Below are 16,675 nucleotides of genomic sequence, written 5' to 3'. Positions count from 1 at the left end.
GGGGTTGCGTCGCCTCTGACCCTCATGCCTAGGGTGGGAAGATGGCTTCTCTCACCACATCCGACGTCGACTGGGCCTCGTGGCTGGGAACGCTTGTCGCTCTACTCATAGGCATCGTTGCTGTCGCAGCGCTCGTGATCACCGTGCGCTTCATCGCCAACCGGGCACGCGGACGCTCGGCCTGGATCGGCGATCTGGAACGTCGCATCCGCGTGCCCGCTATGACGCTGGCATTCCTCATCACTGGATGGCTCGCGTGTGCCGCGACGGCCCCCGCGACGCTCTCGTGGTGGTCGGTGCTGGAGCGTGTCCTGCTGATCGCTGTTGTACTGGTCGGGGCATGGGAGTTGTCGACCCTCGTCACCTTCGGCATGGAACGGCTCATGCAGTACGACAGTGCACGGGATGGTTCGAGCCCGGAGGCGCGGCGCCGTCAGACTCAGCTCACTGTGCTGAATCGGCTTGTCGTGGTGCTGATATCGGTCCTCGCGATCGGTGTCGTGCTGTTCTCGTTCCCTGAGGTTCGGGCCCTCGGCACCAGCATCCTGGCATCCGCTGGTGTGGTGAGCATCATCGCGGGCCTTGCCGCACAATCCACCCTGGGCAACCTCATCGCCGGCGTACAGATCGCGTTCACCGATGCGATCAGGGTGGGCGATGTCGTTGTGATCGAGGGCGAGTGGGGGCGCATTGGTGAGATCAATCTCTCCTACGTCGTCGTCTACATCTGGGACGAGCGTCGGCTCATCCTGCCGTGCACCTACTTCACTTCGAGTCCCGTCGAGAGCTGGACGCGGAGGTCGGACAAGATTCTCGGCACCGTCTTCATGGACCTCGATTGGCGAGTGCCGGTGGATGCTGTGCGCGAGAAGTTCATGGAGATCATCGAGGCATCAGATACCTGGGACCGGCGTTCCGCTAACGTGCTGGTCACTGGATCCGAGGGCGGGTACGTGACGGTCCGGTTCAAGATCTCGGCCGCGAACTCGGACGATCAGTGGGATCTGCGCTGTCTCGTGCGCGAGAAGATCATCACTTGGCTGCAGCAGGAGCACCCCGAAGCACTGCCCGTCACGCGTGTGGCGATGGAGCGTTCGGAGTAGAGGGCGTGTCGGGGTCGTCTCGCGTGTCGGGGTTGGCTTCGCGGACGGCATCGACGAGCCTGCGCCACGGGCCGTCGAGCGCAGACTCCGGGAGGTCGCGCTCGTGCCGCGACTCCGGGGTGCGAGCGCGGATGCTCCAGATATAGCGGTCGGCGCCCTGCGGGCCGGGGCACGGCGCTTCCCACGGGCAGCGATCGATCAGCTCGATCCACTGGGGCATCTCCTCGTGGGGCGGCTCGACCTGCCAGCGACGACGGATGCCGGCGATGCCTCCGGTGCGGACGACGGCGATGAGGATGGTGGAGTCGTCGTCCGACTCACTCTGCGGGGCTGCGTCGCTCATCTTCAAAGACTCCTACGGTCATCCAGGCGGAGCGGATCGCCGCCGAGGTTTCATCGTCGACAGCGGCCGCGAGCGTGGCATCCGCGAACTGGCGGAACGTCGCTGTGCTCGACAACCCCCCGGTCAACGCCCGATACCAAGTGAGGCCTGCTCGCTCCCAGGCGTTGCCGCCGAGCGTCGTCGCCGCGAGCGCGAAGGCGCGGTTAGGGATGCCGGAGTTGATGTGCACCCCGCCGTTGTCCTCCGTGGTCTTCACGAAGTCGCGCATGTGTGCGGGCTGCGGATCCTTGCCGAGTTCGTCGTCGTCGTATGCCGTCCCTGGTTCGATCATCGATCGCAGCGCCCTGCCCTGCACCTCTTCGGTGAAGATCCCGGCTCCGATCAGCCAGGTTGCCTGATCTGCGGTCTGCCCTTCGCTGAACTGCTCGGTCAACGCACCGAACACATCGGCAATCGATTCATTCAGCGCGCCCGGCTGGCCCTGGTACTCGAGGTTCGCGGTGTGCTGGATGACACCGTGCGCGAGCTCATGGCCGACGACCGTGATCGACCCGGTGAAGCCGCGGAACACCTCGCCGTCGCCGTCTCCGAAGACCATGCGCTCGCCGTCCCAGAAGGCGTTGTCGTAGTCCACGCCGTAGTGCACCGTAGCGTCGAGATCCGCGCCAAGACCATCGAGGGAATTTCGCTGGAACGCCGCAAGCAGCAGCTCGAACGTGGCACCGAGGCCGTCGAAGGCCTCGTTCACCGCGGTGTCGTCGACGGGCGCTTCCTCTTCGGTGCGCACCACGAGGCCGGGCAGCTTTTCGGTGTTCTGCGCGTCGCTGATCGTGCGGTTCGGAGCATCCGTCAGCTCTGCGACGAGGTCGCCGTCTGCATCGATCGACAGGTTGATGCGGGCGCGGTACGGCGGGCGCCCGGCGAGCAGCGTCTGGCGTGCGGCATCTGCCGCTCGAGGGAAGCGCCCAGACTCGGCCAGGCGCGAGAGCAGGTAGGCCGGGATGATGGCGTGTGCGCGGTGGTCCATAACGCGACCCTACGCCGGGAGTCGGACGTCTGTCATCGGCGGACGCACAGCAGTGTCTGCCCCGGGAGCACTCTCCCAGCGCACTCGCGTAAAATCAGCCCAATGACCGATGCGCCTGTAGCCGACGACCGCGACCTCGGCGACGGTCTCGACCCGTCGGATCTCGAGACCACACTGCGCGTACTCGCCTCTATGGATCAGATCGACGAAGAGCATCCCGACTATGTCGCCGTGCGCCGTGCGACCGCCGCGATGTTCAAGGCCGTCAAGCGTGTGCGCCGCAAGGAGATCCGTGACGCGATCGCCGAGGCAGACAAGGCGGTCGTCGCAAACACCGCCACCGGTGCCCCCGACCGCATCGACGATGAAACGCGCGGCCACGACCTGCAGACGTCGACGGATGCTCCGATCGCGGGCGAGCTGCTCAAGCCCCGCAACTGCTACATCTGCAAGCAGCCGTACACGCTGGTCGATGCGTTCTATCACCAGCTCTGCCCCGAGTGTGCGCGCTTCAGCCACGGCAAGCGCAACGCTCGCACCGATCTCACTGGGAAGCGTGCGCTGCTCACCGGAGGACGCGCGAAGATCGGCATGCACATCGCGCTGCGGCTGCTCCGCGACGGCGCGCACCTCACGATCACCACACGGTTCCCCCGCGACGCGGTCCGTCGGTTCTCATCTCTGCCCGACTCAGCCGACTGGCTGCACCGCTTCCGCGTCGTCGGCATCGACCTGCGCGACCCCGCTCAGGTGATCGCGCTCGCCGATTCGGTCGCAGCTCAGGGCCCGCTTGACATCCTCATCAACAATGCTGCGCAGACTGTACGGCGCTCGCCGGGGGCATACTCACTGCTGGCGGATGCCGAAATGCAGCCGCTTCCGGACGGACCGCTGCCCGAGATGGAGACGTTCGGGCACACTGCCGATCCGCATCCGCAGGCCCTCGCGGCATCCGTCGCCTCGCATCCGCTCTTGTCTGTCGCAGCCCTCGGCGGCACCGTCGCCGAGCAGGGTGGGCAGGCTCTGACCGCCGAAGACCTCGCGCGCCTCGCGATGGCGCCCGGGTCGTCGTCGCTGGCGAAGCACGCGGACGGTACGGCGATCGATGCCGGCGGTCTCGTGCCAGACATCAACAGCGTGAACAGCTGGGTGCAGTCGATCGAGCAGGTCGATCCGCTCGAGATGCTCGAGGTGCAGCTCGCCAACACGACCGCGCCGTTCCTGCTGATCAGCCGTCTGCGGGCGTCGATGGCGGCATCCGACGCGCACCGTAAGTACGTGGTGAACGTCTCGGCGATGGAGGGGCAGTTCTCGCGCCGCTACAAGGGCCCAGGGCACCCGCACACGAACATGGCCAAGGCTGCGCTGAACATGCTCACGCGCACCAGCGCCGGCGAGATGCTTGAGAAGGACGGCATCCTGATGACCGCGGTCGACACTGGCTGGATCACCGACGAGCGCCCGCATGCCACCAAGGTGCGCCTCGCTGAGGAGGGCTTCCACGCCCCGCTCGACCTTGTCGACGGCGCCGCCCGAGTTTACGACCCGATCGTGCAGGGCGAGGCCGGGGTCGATGTGCACGGGGTGTTCCTGAAGGACTACAAGCCGAACCCCTGGTGAGTTCTGCCTCGCCTGTTACATCTGTCGGAGGGTGTTGCACCTGACGGACCATTTGGCCTGATCGCTCCGACATCTGCAACAACGTCCGACGTTCGTAGCATCGCCGGGGCCACCGTCAGTGCGCGGGGACCTCGAGGTTTGCGGATGCCCAGGTGCCGAGTTGGCCGAGGATCGGCAGCAGTCCGTCACCACTTGCGGTCAGCGCGTATGACACCGTGACCGGTGGACCATCATCGACGGTGCGGGCGATGAGCCCGGCCTGAGCGAGTTCGGCGAGACGGTCGGAGAGCACGGTGTCACTGATGCCTGCGACCGCGCGGCGCAGCGTGACGAACGTGGTCGGGCCGCCGCCGAGCGTTGAGATGATCATGCCGTTCCAGCGTTTTCCGAGCACGCTGAAGGCCAGTGTGACTGCGGCGTCACACACTTGGATCGCTGTTTCAGCTTCCGCCATAGCCCCATCATACCTGTGCTACGTTAACGCAAGTCGCTAAGAAAAACCTAGCGACTCCGAAAATGAAAGGTCGCCTCATGTCCCTGTTCCGCCTGGATGCCAGCATCCTGCCCGCGACGTCCGCCAGCCGTTCGCTTGCCGACCTCGTCGAAGCCGAGTGGACAGCATCCCACCCGGATTCCACGGTGACCCGTCGCGACGTCGCTGCTAATCCGGTCCCCGCGACGGCGTGGACGGATGCCGTCACGTCCGGATTCGTCGACGAAGCGCAGCGCACGGAGCGCCAGAACGAGGCGCGAGCCCTCGCGACCACCTTCGCCGACGAGCTGATCGATGCCGACGCACTGCTGTTCGCGGTGCCGCTGTACAACTACGGCGTCTCGCAGCACTTTAAGACCTGGTTCGACCTGACCTACACGGACGCGCGCACCGACCCCACCGGTACCGCGCTTCAGGGGAAGCCCGCGACCCTTGTCACCGTGCTCGGCGGAAACTACGGCCCCGGCACGCCCAAGGAAGGCTGGGACCACTCCACAACGTGGCTGCGTCGCGCACTCGAAGACGTCTGGGGCCTTGACCTGCGCGTCGTGCAGCGCCCGTTCACGCTCGTCGGCGTGAATCCGGCCATGGATGCCTTCGCCGACGTCGCTCTTGAGCTGAAGGGTGAGGCTGAGAAGTCGGCCAAGGTCTACGGTCAGGAGCTTGCCGCGACGCGGCGCGCCAAGGTCGCCTGAGCCTGCTGTAATTCCGGCCCCGATCTGCGGACCGTGCCCGATCTGCTGACGAATCTGGGGGGAACATCAGCAGATCGGGCTCATCGCGACCTACACGAGCTGCACCCGGTCCTGCGGGTGAGCCGCCAGTCTCGTCATCATCATCGGATTGCTAGCGCAGACGCCTAGCCGAGTGCCACAGGCGATCCCAGTGAGCTCGAAAGCTCGCGTGCGGCCTGTGCAACGTAGGCACCAAGGCGATCAAGGTGACCGCCGATCCGCGACTTCGGCGCGCTCACGTTGATGGCGGCGACGATACGTCCAGTGAAATCCGTGATGGGAGCAGACGCCCCGACGACACCGAGCTCGAGTTCCTCGTCGAGTGTGGCGTAGCCGCGCTCGCGGATTCTCTGCAGCTCGGTCAGCAGGGAGTCTAGGTCGCTCACGATCGCCTTGTTCTCCGGCGGGGTCTCCAACACTGCGAATCCAGCGGCCGCCATCGCCGGATTCAATGGTCCGACAAGAGGTTGATCCCGGCCGTGCTCCTGGTACCAACGTGCGAGTGACGCGCGATCCCAGTCGCTGATGAGCACGCGCCCGGAAGGGGTGCGCCACGCTGCTGTTGTCACGCCCTCCCACCCTGTGGTCCGGAACTCATGCGGGCTGAGCTCGCTCAGCACCGTCAGCACGTTCCCGCCGCGGAGCACACAGAGGTGGGTCGTCTCGCGAGTCGATTGTGCGATGTTGCGCAGATGGGGGCGGGCGCGGGAGACCAGCGACGCTTCGGTTGTGCGCGCGGCAATCGCGAACAGGCGACTCCCCAGCCGGTAGTTCATCGTCGCCTCATCGCGAACCACGAGCTCAGCGTCAGCGAGAGTGGCCATCGTTCGAGATATCACCGCCTTGTCGCGTCCGGTGAGCTGTGCGATCCGCATCACGCCCAGTCCTCCCTCAGCGACGGCCTCATCGCTGCCGAGCAGCTCGACGATCTCGATGTCCCGTCCCAGCCCTGAAGAGTTGCGGCGGGCAGCGCTCTGAGGGGGAGTCATCTCTTTAGAGTAAAAGCAAGTTGCCATATCGTCAACATGCGTTGTGGAAATGTCATCGGTTCCCTAGCCTGATGTCATCGTCACTCGGACGATCCCCTCACCGTTGAGAAAGGAGCGACAGTCCGTGTCAGGATTCGATCTCGACAACGTCACGAAGTTCCTCGAACGCCGCTGGGAAGACATCCTCCAGCTGGCGGCCGAGCACCTGCTCGTCGTGGTGATCTCCCTCGCCATCGCGCTCGTCATCGGAGTGGTTCTCGGATTACTCGTCTGGGATCGTGCGACGCCGCGGGCAATCGCGATCACCTCGGCATCCGTCGCGATCACGATTCCGTCGCTCGCGCTGCTCGCGCTGCTCAGCCCGATCCTCGGCCTCGGCTGGGGGCCCACCATCGTCGCCCTCGTCTTTTACTCGCTGCTGCCGATCATCCGCAACACCGTGGTCGGACTCCGTGAGATTCCCGCCCACATCCTGGAGTCGGCCACAGCGATGGGCATGAGCAAGCCGCGGGTGTTGCTCACCACTCAGCTGCCGCTCGCGTGGCCCGTTATCCTCACCGGCACTCGCGTCGCCGCACAGCTCTCGCTCGGCATCGCTGCGATCGCGGCATACGTCGCCGGCCCCGGCCTCGGCCAGTACATCTTCAAAGGACTCTCGTCGCTCGGCTCGAAGAACGCGTTGAACTACGCGCTCGCCGGAACCGTCGGAGTCATCGTCCTCGCGCTCCTCGTCGACGGAGCGTTCGTGCTCATCTCCCGATACACAACCTCGAGGGGTCTCCGTGCCTGATCTCACCACCGACACACAGAAGGTTTCCACCGACACCGGTTTCCTTTCTGCGATCGCGCAGAAGCAGCGTGGCGTAGGTATCGAACTCCGAGGCGTCAGCAAGGTCTATCCGGGCCAGGATGCTCCGGCCGTCGAAGACTTCTCCATGCACGTCGAACCCGGCGAACTCGTCATGTTCGTCGGCCCCAGCGGATGCGGCAAGACGACGACGATGAAGATGGTCAACCGCATCATTGAGCCGACGAGCGGCTCCATCCGCATCGACGGCACAGACATCCTCTCGATGAATCCGAATCAGCTCCGCCGCCACATCGGCTATGTCATCCAGCAGATCGGGCTCTTCCCGCACCTGACGATCGCCGAGAACATCGGCGTCGTGCCGCGTCTGCTCGGCTGGTCGAAAGCGAAGACCGCGGAGCGCGTCGACGAGCTACTGCAAACTGTGCAGCTTGACCCCGGGCAATTCGCCAAGCGCTACCCGAAGCAGCTTTCCGGCGGCCAACAGCAGCGAGCCGGGGTCGCACGCGCTCTCGCGGCCGATCCACCCGTCATGCTCATGGATGAGCCGTTCGGCGCGACCGACCCGATCACGCGCGAGAAGCTTCAGGCTGAGTTCCTGCGGCTACAGGCCGACATCGGCAAGACGATCATTTTCGTCACGCATGATTTCGATGAGGCGATCAGGCTCGGAGATCGAATCGCCGTGCTCAGTGACCGCTCTCACATCGAGCAGTTCGACACCCCTGCGCGCATCCTCGCGAACCCGGCGAACGAGTACGTGGCATCCTTCATTGGCCAGGGCGCGGCGCTGAAGCGGCTCGCTCTCATCCCCCTCACAGAGGCACAGTTGCTCCCGGCATCCGATGGCTCCCCGCAGATCAGTCTCGACTTCTCGCTACGTGACGCGCTGGACCTGCTCATGGTCACTGGAGCGTCGACCGTGAACGTCGTTGACTCCGACGGGCGCGTGCGCGGATCCATTGACAACGTCGGGATCTCGGCGGTGCTCACAGACGCGCCGGGTACTTCCGCCGGTGAGGGGACGCGCTGAGATGACTGTCATCTCCGCGACTCAAGCGACGTCGGTCGTTGTTCCCCGTCGTCGGCTCGGCTCGGTCGCACGGATATCTGCCGCACCTCTCGTCGTCGGCGCGGTCCTCGTGGTCACGCTCGTGTGGGTGGCGACGATCCCGCTGGACTCGATCGAGCAGCGTACCCTCAACCCGGACTACATCCTGTCTCGGGTAGGCGAGCACCTTTTGCTCACCGCTGCCGCCTCCGCGCTTGTCGCAGTCCTCGCGATTCCCGCGGGCATCGGCGTCTACCGCAGTCGCTCGAAGATCGTGCACGTCTTCGCGTTGGGGCTGGCGAACATCGGCCAAGCGACCCCGGCAGTCGGAGTCGTGATCCTGCTGGCGATCGTCTGGCAGACCGGTTTCGCTACCGCTCTCGTTGCTCTCGTCGCGTACTCGTTTCTCCCCGTGCTGCGCAATACACTCGTCGGCCTGGAGCAGGTCGACGCCGGAGTCAAAGAAGCGGCGCGAGGCATGGGGATGACGTCCGGGCAGGTGCTGCGCCGCATTGAGCTTCCGCTCGCCTCGCCGGTGATCCTCGCGGGCCTTCGTACCGCCCTCGTCTTCTGCGTGGGCGTCGCGACCATAGCCACGTTCATCAACGCCGGTGGTCTCGGCGACATGATCGTCAACGGACTGAAGCTGCAGCGGTTTCCTGTGCTGCTCGTCGGCGCGGTGCTGGTCGCCGCGATCGCCGTCCTCATCGACTGGATCGCCGGTCTCGTCGAAGAAGCAGTCCGTCCCCGCGGACTTTGATCTCGTTTCGACCTTTGCACGCATCTCCCTTCACACACCAAGGAGCAGTCATGAAGAAAAACCTCATCACTGGAGTCACCGCGCTTGCCGCGGGTGCGCTCCTTCTTGCCGGATGCTCGAGCTCCGGTGGCACCGAGAGCGCCAGCGGCGAACTCGACGGACTGACCGGTCAAGTCGGGTCGAAGGACTTCTCAGAGCAGTACATCCTCGCGTACATCACCACCGAGCTTCTCAACGCGCACGGCGCCGACCTCGAAGCGAACGTGAAGCTGGTCGGCTCGGCAAACGTGCGCCAGGCGCTGGAGAACGGCGACTTCATCGGGTACTGGGAGTACACCGGCACCTCATGGATTACGTACAACGGCAACACCACCCCGGTGAAGGGCGCTGAGGCGCAGTTCGACGCAGTCAAGGAGGCCGACGCTGCGAAGGACCTCGCCTGGCTGGATCCCGCACCCCTCAATAACACCTACGCATTCGCCGTCCGCGCTGACAAGGCCGAGGAACTGGGCGTGAAGACCATGAGTGACGTCGCGGCGCTCCCGGCCGAAGACCAGACGTTCTGCATCGAGAGCGAGTTCTCCACACGAGACGACGGCTGGCCGGGACTCAAGGCCGCATACGGGATCGATGTTCCTGACTCGAACGTCACGATGCTCGACACCGGCGTCATCTACACCGCGACGCAGAAGGGCGATGACTGCAACTTCGGCGAGGTCTTCCAGACCGACGGACGCATCCCCGCTCTCGATCTGGTCGTGATGGAGGATGACGAAGAGTTCTTCCCCTCCTACCAGGGCGGTTTCACCATCCGCCAGGAGGTCCTTGACGAATACCCGGCGATTGCCGATGTCATCGCAGAGATCTCTCCGCTGCTCACTACGGAGGAAATGCAGAAGCTGAACGCTCTCGTCGACGTCGAGGGTGAAGACCCCGAAGATGTCGCGATCGACTGGCTCGAAGAGCAGGAGCTGATCTGATGGCCGACGACTCCACACTCGAACTCGGAGAGAGCTTCATTGGAGAGGGAGTTAATGCCGCGCACATCAACAGTGTGTACGGCGCTCGCTCCGGACCGGCTGGCACGGCCTGGGCGACTGCTCTGGCAACACCAAGCCAAGGGCACGTGCCCTTTGTTGCGGTGCTGCGTCCCTCTCTTCCCGTCAAACCGCTGACGCTTTTCGTCACCAAAGCGGCTCCGGCAAGCGATGAGCACGGTACCCACATTTGGGGGCCAGCGCAGGCAGGTGTTGCTGCGGGCGTCGCAGATGCGGTCGCTGAAGGCACGCTCCCCGCGGATGCTGTCGACGACAACGTCGTGATCACCGCGGTCTGGGTGAACCCGGGGGCGGATGACGCGGATGCCGTGTACCGCAACAACCGGGAGGCAACCCGCACTGCGCTGCGCAATGGCTCGCAGGGCCTGCCACGCACCGAAGAGGTTCTCGACGCACGGTCTGCACCTCACAACCCTTTCTACACGGCCCCGGCCGACTGAGTATTGGAGATCTGATAAGCATGGTCACTACCCCGACGGTCGGCTTCATCGGCCTCGGCAGCATGGGCTCGGGCATGTCCTCGAACCTGCAGAAGGCGGGATACCGCCTCGTCGTGACAGACGTCCGACCGGAGGCGGCGGCATCGCTCGTCGCCGCCGGTGCGAGCTGGGCTGCGACGGCGGCCGAGGTCGCTGCCGCCAGCGACATCATCATCACGATGCTGCCGACGCCGCGTCACGTGACCGACGTCGTGAGCGGTCCCGGCGGCATCCTGGAGGGGATCGCAGACGGGGGCACATGGATCGACATGTCCACATCGGTGCCAGAAGTGGCCGACCGGGTACGCACCGAGGAGAGTGCACGTGGGTTGCGCATCCTCGACGCCCCGGTGAGCGGCATGGCGAAGGGCGCGGCATCGGGCATGCTGCAGATCTTCATCGGTGGGGATGCCGCAGACGTCGAACGAGTCCGTCCCGTCCTGGAAGCCATGGGCGACCCGGATCGGATCCTTCACGTCGGCGGTCACGGTGCGGGATACGCCGTGAAGCTGATGATCAACCAGCTGTGGTTCTCGCACCTGGTGGCGACCGCAGAGGTCCTGGCCGTGGGCGTACGCGCAGGGGTTGACCTGGCGGTGTTGCGTGATTCGCTCATCGCAAGCCCTGCGAACAGCACCTTCGTCGAACGCGACGTGCTCTCCATCCTGGAGAACGGCGATTACGACGAGGGCTTCGCTATCGCCCTCGCCTGCAAAGATCTGGGACTGTCGATCGACCTGGCGAGGTCGGTCGGGGTACCTGTCGAGCTCTCATCGTTGGTCGAGCAGATCTATCGGCGGGCGCGCGCGTCCTACGGCGACAAAGCAGGAGAGATGACTCCGTTCCGACTGTATGAGGACCTCATCCACAGCGAACTCCGACTCGTGCCCGAGCTCGCGCTCGCCGGATCGGAGGAGCAGGCATGACCGGCACGGATCTCAGCGCTGACGCACGTGAGAAGCAGCTGCTCGAGCGAGTTCCAACACAGCTCCTTCTCGGCGACGGATGGACCGATGCCGAGGGCGGTGCCCGATTCGCAGTGACTGATCCTGCGACGGGCAAGGTGCTCGCCGAGGTTGCGGATGCTCGGCCCGAGGACGGCCAGCGGGCACTCGCCGCCGCGGCGGCCGCGCAGGAGCGCTGGGCGGCCACACCGTCGCGCGAGCGCGGCGAGATACTACGCCGTGCGTTCGAACTCGTCACTGCGCGGACGGAGGATTTCGCTCTGCTGATGACGCTCGAGATGGGCAAGCCTCTTGCGGAGTCACGCGGCGAGGTTGCCTACGGTGCGGAGTTCCTGCGGTGGTTCTCGGAAGAGGCGCCGCGCATCTCCGGTCGATTCGCGATGGCGCCGGACGGCAAGAGTCGCCTGGTCGTGATGAAGACCCCGGTCGGGCCCTCGCTGTTCATCACCCCGTGGAACTTCCCGCTGGCGATGGCGACCCGCAAGATCGCCCCCGCGATCGCAGCCGGTTGCACGATGGTGCTCAAGCCCGCAGCGCTCACCCCGCTGACAGCTCTGTTGTTCGCGGAGGTGCTGCGAGAAGCGGGACTGCCGGATGGCGTCCTCACCGTCATCCCGACGACGAGTGCCGGCGCCGTCACCGGCCCCCTCATCCGCGACTCGCGGCTGAGGAAGCTCTCCTTCACCGGTTCCACCGAGGTGGGGCGGCGGCTGATCGCTGACTCCGCAGAGCAGGTGCTACGCGTTTCGATGGAGCTCGGCGGCAACGCGCCGTTCCTCGTCTTCGATGATGCGAATCTGTCGAAGGCCGTCGACGGCGCAGTGCTGGCGAAGATGCGCAACGGTGGGGAGGCGTGCGTCGCAGCCAACCGCTTCCTCATTCAGCGCGGGGTCGCCGCCGAGTTCACACGCCTGTTCACCGAGCGCATTGCGCGCTTCCAAATCGGTCGAGGAACGGATGCCGAAACTACGATGGGTCCGCTCATCGACGAGGCGACGCGCACCAAGGTCGCCGAACTCGTGGACAGCGCAGTGATTGACGGCGCCACGCTTGCGCTCGGCGGTCGCGCGTTGCCGGGTGCCGGCTACTTCTACGAGCCGACAGTGCTTGCCGACGTGCCCGCAGACGCGGCGATCCTCGACGAGGAGATCTTCGGTCCCGTCGCACCGATCGTCGTGTTCGATACCGAAGAGGAGGCTATCGAAATCGCCAACCGGACGCCGTTCGGACTCGTCGCCTTTGCGTACACGTCAGATCTCAACCGGGGGCTCCGCCTCGCGGAGCGACTCGAAACGGGCATGTTCGGGATAAACGCCGGCGTCGTCTCTAACCCGGCAGCTCCGTTCGGGGGCGTCAAACAGTCCGGACTAGGCCGCGAGGGCGGGTTTGAGGGAATCGATGAGTACCTTGAGACGCGATACGTGAACATCGCCGACCCGTTCGCACCGGAAGGATAGCGAGCATGGACATCACCGACTTCTCGCTGGATCTGTTTTCGCTTGAAGGACAGACAGCCGTGGTCACCGGCGGCAACACGGGCCTGGGCCGGGCGTTCAGCCTGGCCCTGGCCAAGGCGGGCGCGAACGTCTTCGTCGCTGGCCTCGCCGACGATGATGGGACGACCAGACGCCTGATCGAGGCAGAGGGACGAGAATACGCCTTCCTGGAGGCGGACATCGCTCAGCGCGGTGTGCCAGCGGACGTCGTCGCCGCCTGCGTCGACCGCTTCGGGTCGCTCGACGTGCTCGTCAACTCCGCTGGCATCGCGCTGCTCGACGATGTCGAGGCCTTCGACCGCGATAAATGGGACCCGATGATCTCCGTGAACCTCACGGCGCCATTCGAACTCGCGCACGAGGCGAGCCGCATCATGCGAGCGAAGGGGCGCGGGAAGATCATCAACATCGCATCGTTGTTCGCCTTCCTCGGCGGTAGGCAGTCGCCCGCCTACGCCGCGACGAAAGCGGGGATCGTAGGCTTCACCAAGGCCTACTGCGACGAGCTCGGCGCAGACGGTATCCAGGTCAACGCGATCGCTCCGGGGTACTTCGCCACGGCGATCACCGCGTCGACACGCTCCGACCCCGAAGCAAGCCGGAGGATTCTCGAGCACATTCCCGCCGAGCGGTGGGGCGATGCGGCAGACCTCATGGGGGCGACGGTGTTCCTCGCCAGTCGTGCCTCGGACTACGTCAACGGGCATGTGCTCGTTGTCGACGGCGGCTATCTGGTCCGCTGACCAGCTCCCCACAGACCTCACTGATTCGAACCACTCCCGAAAGCGAAGGCTATTCCCATGTCGGCATCACGATCCGCCCTCACCCGCGACGAGATCGTCACACGAGTGACCGCGCTCCTCGGCGCTGACGCGGTCGACACCGATCCGCGCGAACTCGAACTCGCCAGCGTCGACCGCTTCAAGAAATACCAGTCAGTGCACGGCATCTTCGACGGGCCGATTCCCGCGATCATCGCCTACCCCCGAACTACCGAGGAGGTCTCCGCTGTCCTGCGTTTCGCGAACGACAATCTCGTCAACGTCGTGCCACGAACCGGCCGAACAGCGACGGAAGGCGGCCTGGAGACGGTCGTCGAGGACACGATCGTGTTGGACGGATCGTGGATGAACAGCATCCTCGACGTCAACGAGACCGACATGATGGTCACTGTGCAGTGCGGTGTCCCGCTTCAGCAGCTCGAGGACGAACTTCGTGAGCGCGGGCTGACGACCGGGCACTCGCCGCAGTCGAAGCCGCTCGCGCAGTACGGCGGGTTGGTCGCGACCCGATCGATCGGTCAGTTCTCGACCCTCTACGGCGCCATCGAGGACATGGTGATCGGGCTTGAAGCAGTGTTCCCGGACGGGACTGTGACTCGCATCAAGAATGTGCCGCGTCGCGCGGCGGGGCCCGACATCCGCCACATCATCATCGGCAACGAGGGGATGCTGTGCGTCATCACCGAGGTGACGGTGAAGGTCTTCCCGTACCAACCGGAGAACACTTGCTTCTTCGGTTTCCTCGTCGACGAGTTCGAGGTCGGCGTCGAGGCATTGCGTGAGCTCGTCACGGCGGGGTACCGGCCGTCGGTCTGCCGGGTGTATTCACCCGAAGACGCGAACCAGCACTTCTCGCACTTCTCCGAGGGCAAATCGGTAGTCGTGCTCACTGCCGAAGGCCCTGAGCCGTTGGTTGTTGCGACCGCTGCCGGCATCGAGGCGGTATTCGCCGGGCGGCCGCACCAGCAAGTCGCGTCAGAACACATCGAGAAGTGGTTCCAGGGACTCAACTGGGGCCAGGACAAGATCGACGCCGAGAAAGAGGTGATGCTCCGCGACTCGCATCTCGGATACACCACCGAGGTGTCGATCAACTGGTCGGGAGTGAGCAGCCTCTATCACGCGGTGATCGACCGCATCCGCTCCGAATACCCTCGTGCTGATCACCTCACGATGCTCGGAGCGCACTCGTCGCACAGTTATCAGACCGGAACCAATCTCTACTTCGTATACGACTACAACATCGATTGTGAGCCGCGAGAGGAGATCGACTTCTATCACGTGCCCCTCAATGCCATCATCGTGGAGGAAGCGCTGCGATTGGGAGGTTCAATGGTGCACCACCACGGCATCGGCAAGTACCGCACACCCTGGACTCGCCAGGAGCACGGTTCGGCGTACCCGATGCTGGAGCGGCTCAAGCAGGCGTTCGACCCGAACGGCGTGATGAACGCGGGCACGATCCTCCCGCTCGAAGCGTGACCGCACCCCGCTACGTCGTCGCCATCGACGGCGGATCACAATCGACGAAGGTGCTCATCGTTGATGAGACCGGCGCGGTCCATGCCTCGGCGCAGCGTCGGCTGCGCGCAACCGAGTCCCCGGCGCCGGGGCACGTCGTGCATCCTGATGATGATCTCTGGGAATCGATCGTCGAGGCCTGTCGTGACGCGCTCTCCCAGTTCCCTGGGGATCCGGCCCACATCGTCGGGGTGGGTCTGTGCACGATCCGCTTCTGCCGTGCACTGCTCGACGAGAACGGCGGGCTCGTGGAGCCGGTGCTCAGCTGGATGGATGAGCGCGTGTCGAGGGCCCACGAGCAGAATGCCCTGGTGCGATATGTGACGACCTCGTCCGGGTACCTGACTCATCGTCTGACCGGTGAACGGCGCGACAGTGTCGGCAACCAACAGGGGATGTGGCCTGTTGATCAGGAGCAGTGGCGCTGGTCTGACGATCCGTGCGCATACGTGCGTACCGGTATGCGCACGGAACAGCTCTTCGAGCTTGTGCAGCCGGGCGAACTGCTCGGAACGGTCACGAATGATGCGTCAGTTGCGACCGGACTCCCTATCGGGCTGGCTGTCTATGCCACCGCGAACGACAAGGCCGTCGAGGCGCTCGGGTCAGGCCTGCGCGACGATCACACCGCGCTTCTCTCGCTCGGCACCTACATCGCGGCGATGACGGTGGGACGGGACGCGATCGCTATCGACGAGAGCTACTGGGTGAATTTCGCGGCGGAGCCGGAACGGTACCTGTACGAGAGCAGTGGTATCCGTCGGGGCATGTGGACCGTGAGCTGGTGGCGAGACCTGCTCGAGGACGAGCGCGGGATCACGGACGAGGAGCTCAACGAGGGCGCGAACGGTATCGCCCCTGGTAGCGACGGGCTGTTCGCTGTTCTGGACTGGCTTGCCCCTGGCGATGCACCGCACCGACGAGGAGCACTGCTGGGATTCGACGGCCGCCAGGGAAGATTTCATATCCACCGTGCCATCCTCGAAGGCATCGCCCTCACTATGAAAGGGCATGTCGACGCTCTGGAGGCTGCGCTCGGGCACCGATTCGAGAGCGTGATCGTCTCCGGTGGGGGCTCACGGTCAGATCTGATGATGCGCATTCTCGCGGCGGTGTTCGAACGGCCCGTGCGGCGGAACCGACTGACCGATGCTGCGGGCATGGGAGCAGCCATTTCTGCGTTCGTCGGTGTCGGCGTGCATCCGTCGTGGGATGCAGCGGTCGCGGCGACAGTTCATGCCGCCGACCGATTCGAACCTGAGCCGGAATGGGTGCGTGAGTACCGGCCCGTGCGCGAGGCGTACTCGTTGCTCCCGCGGCACCTGGATCCGTTGTTCCTGGAGTGGCAGGCGATCACCGCGCGCACTTCCGACGCGGGATAGCCGCTGCGATGGGCGGACTTCGCAGTGATGGGCGGAGGATTCTCGTGGATTCCTCCGCCCATCA

17 protein-coding genes are annotated in these 16,675 nt (G+C 64.9%); 13 read left to right on the top strand and 4 right to left on the bottom strand.

The window, feature by feature from the left end; genetic code table 11:
* Window positions 1-41: 41 nt before the first annotated feature.
* On the top strand, window positions 42-1,103 hold the full coding sequence (locus AC1C2O_RS11810; RefSeq protein ID WP_495430629.1) for a mechanosensitive ion channel family protein: 1,062 nt from the start codon (window positions 42-44) through the stop codon (window positions 1,101-1,103).
* Here the strand turns inward: AC1C2O_RS11810 and AC1C2O_RS11805 are convergent.
* Together AC1C2O_RS11805 and AC1C2O_RS11800 are read right to left on the bottom strand one after the other, a co-directional pair.
* On the bottom strand, window positions 1,072-1,446 hold the full coding sequence (locus AC1C2O_RS11805) for a protealysin inhibitor emfourin (RefSeq protein ID WP_495430628.1): 375 nt from the start codon (window positions 1,444-1,446) through the stop codon (window positions 1,072-1,074). The genes AC1C2O_RS11810 and AC1C2O_RS11805 overlap by 32 nt on opposite strands.
* Window positions 1,421-2,473 (bottom strand): M4 family metallopeptidase, encoded by a 1,053-nt coding sequence (locus AC1C2O_RS11800; RefSeq protein WP_495430627.1) that lies wholly within the window; start codon window positions 2,471-2,473, stop codon window positions 1,421-1,423. The genes AC1C2O_RS11805 and AC1C2O_RS11800 overlap by 26 nt, the downstream gene beginning before the upstream one ends.
* 102 nt (window positions 2,474-2,575) lie before the next feature.
* Here AC1C2O_RS11800 and AC1C2O_RS11795 point away from each other — a divergent pair, with 102 nt between their 5' ends.
* Complete coding sequence (locus AC1C2O_RS11795; protein WP_495430626.1) at window positions 2,576-4,093, top strand: SDR family NAD(P)-dependent oxidoreductase; 1,518 nt, start codon at window positions 2,576-2,578, stop codon at window positions 4,091-4,093.
* Window positions 4,094-4,208: 115 nt separating this feature from the next.
* Here the strand turns inward: AC1C2O_RS11795 and AC1C2O_RS11790 are convergent, their stop codons facing one another.
* On the bottom strand, window positions 4,209-4,547 hold the full coding sequence (locus AC1C2O_RS11790) for a winged helix-turn-helix transcriptional regulator (RefSeq protein WP_495430625.1): 339 nt from the start codon (window positions 4,545-4,547) through the stop codon (window positions 4,209-4,211).
* 77 nt (window positions 4,548-4,624) lie between these two features.
* Here AC1C2O_RS11790 and AC1C2O_RS11785 point away from each other — a divergent pair, with 77 nt between their 5' ends.
* Window positions 4,625-5,281 carry an FMN-dependent NADH-azoreductase gene (locus AC1C2O_RS11785; protein WP_495430623.1) on the top strand — a complete coding sequence of 219 codons (657 nt, stop codon included), beginning with the start codon at window positions 4,625-4,627 and terminating at the stop codon, window positions 5,279-5,281.
* A gap of 164 nt (window positions 5,282-5,445) precedes the next feature.
* Here AC1C2O_RS11785 and AC1C2O_RS11780 read toward each other — a convergent pair whose 3' ends face one another.
* A complete protein-coding gene (locus AC1C2O_RS11780; protein ID WP_495430622.1) occupies window positions 5,446-6,309 on the bottom strand; it encodes an IclR family transcriptional regulator in 864 nt (287 codons plus the stop codon).
* A gap of 124 nt (window positions 6,310-6,433) precedes the next feature.
* On the opposite strand from AC1C2O_RS11780, the gene AC1C2O_RS11775 reads away from it, so the two are divergent.
* Genes AC1C2O_RS11775 through AC1C2O_RS11730 form a run of 10 tightly spaced genes read left to right on the top strand, consistent with a single transcriptional unit; the run spans window position 6,434 to window position 16,611 of the window.
* The gene (locus AC1C2O_RS11775) at window positions 6,434-7,099 is read left to right on the top strand and encodes an ABC transporter permease (RefSeq protein WP_495430621.1); all 666 of its coding nucleotides are present in this window, start codon (window positions 6,434-6,436) and stop codon (window positions 7,097-7,099) included.
* Window positions 7,092-8,150 carry an ABC transporter ATP-binding protein gene (locus AC1C2O_RS11770; protein WP_495430620.1) on the top strand — a complete coding sequence of 353 codons (1,059 nt, stop codon included), beginning with the start codon at window positions 7,092-7,094 and terminating at the stop codon, window positions 8,148-8,150. Before AC1C2O_RS11775 ends, AC1C2O_RS11770 begins: the two co-directional genes overlap by 8 nt.
* A 1-nt stretch (window position 8,151) precedes the next feature.
* Window positions 8,152-8,928 (top strand): ABC transporter permease, encoded by a 777-nt coding sequence (locus AC1C2O_RS11765; protein WP_495430619.1) that lies wholly within the window; start codon window positions 8,152-8,154, stop codon window positions 8,926-8,928.
* A 50-nt stretch (window positions 8,929-8,978) separates the two neighbouring features.
* A complete protein-coding gene (locus AC1C2O_RS11760; RefSeq protein WP_495430618.1) occupies window positions 8,979-9,908 on the top strand; it encodes a glycine betaine ABC transporter substrate-binding protein in 930 nt (309 codons plus the stop codon).
* Window positions 9,908-10,426 carry a formaldehyde-activating enzyme gene (fae, locus tag AC1C2O_RS11755; protein ID WP_495430617.1) on the top strand — a complete coding sequence of 173 codons (519 nt, stop codon included), beginning with the start codon at window positions 9,908-9,910 and terminating at the stop codon, window positions 10,424-10,426. The genes AC1C2O_RS11760 and fae overlap by 1 nt, the downstream gene beginning before the upstream one ends.
* 20 nt (window positions 10,427-10,446) lie before the next feature.
* On the top strand, window positions 10,447-11,391 hold the full coding sequence (locus AC1C2O_RS11750; RefSeq protein ID WP_495430616.1) for an NAD(P)-dependent oxidoreductase: 945 nt from the start codon (window positions 10,447-10,449) through the stop codon (window positions 11,389-11,391).
* Window positions 11,388-12,887: an NAD-dependent succinate-semialdehyde dehydrogenase gene (locus AC1C2O_RS11745; RefSeq protein WP_495430615.1), complete on the top strand. Its 1,500-nt coding sequence runs from the start codon at window positions 11,388-11,390 to the stop codon at window positions 12,885-12,887. The genes AC1C2O_RS11750 and AC1C2O_RS11745 overlap by 4 nt, the downstream gene beginning before the upstream one ends.
* A gap of 5 nt (window positions 12,888-12,892) precedes the next feature.
* The gene (locus tag AC1C2O_RS11740) at window positions 12,893-13,669 is read left to right on the top strand and encodes an SDR family oxidoreductase (RefSeq protein WP_495430614.1); all 777 of its coding nucleotides are present in this window, start codon (window positions 12,893-12,895) and stop codon (window positions 13,667-13,669) included.
* A gap of 57 nt (window positions 13,670-13,726) precedes the next feature.
* Complete coding sequence (locus AC1C2O_RS11735; protein ID WP_495430613.1) at window positions 13,727-15,190, top strand: FAD-binding oxidoreductase; 1,464 nt, start codon at window positions 13,727-13,729, stop codon at window positions 15,188-15,190.
* A complete protein-coding gene (locus tag AC1C2O_RS11730) occupies window positions 15,187-16,611 on the top strand; it encodes an FGGY-family carbohydrate kinase (RefSeq protein WP_495430612.1) in 1,425 nt (474 codons plus the stop codon). Before AC1C2O_RS11735 ends, AC1C2O_RS11730 begins: the two co-directional genes overlap by 4 nt.
* The last annotated feature ends 64 nt before the right edge of the window (window positions 16,612-16,675 follow it).

This window comes from Microbacterium sp. Y355 (assembly GCF_059445345.1).
Note: the sequence above shows the minus strand (reverse complement) of the source record. Positions and strands in the feature narration are given on the sequence as shown.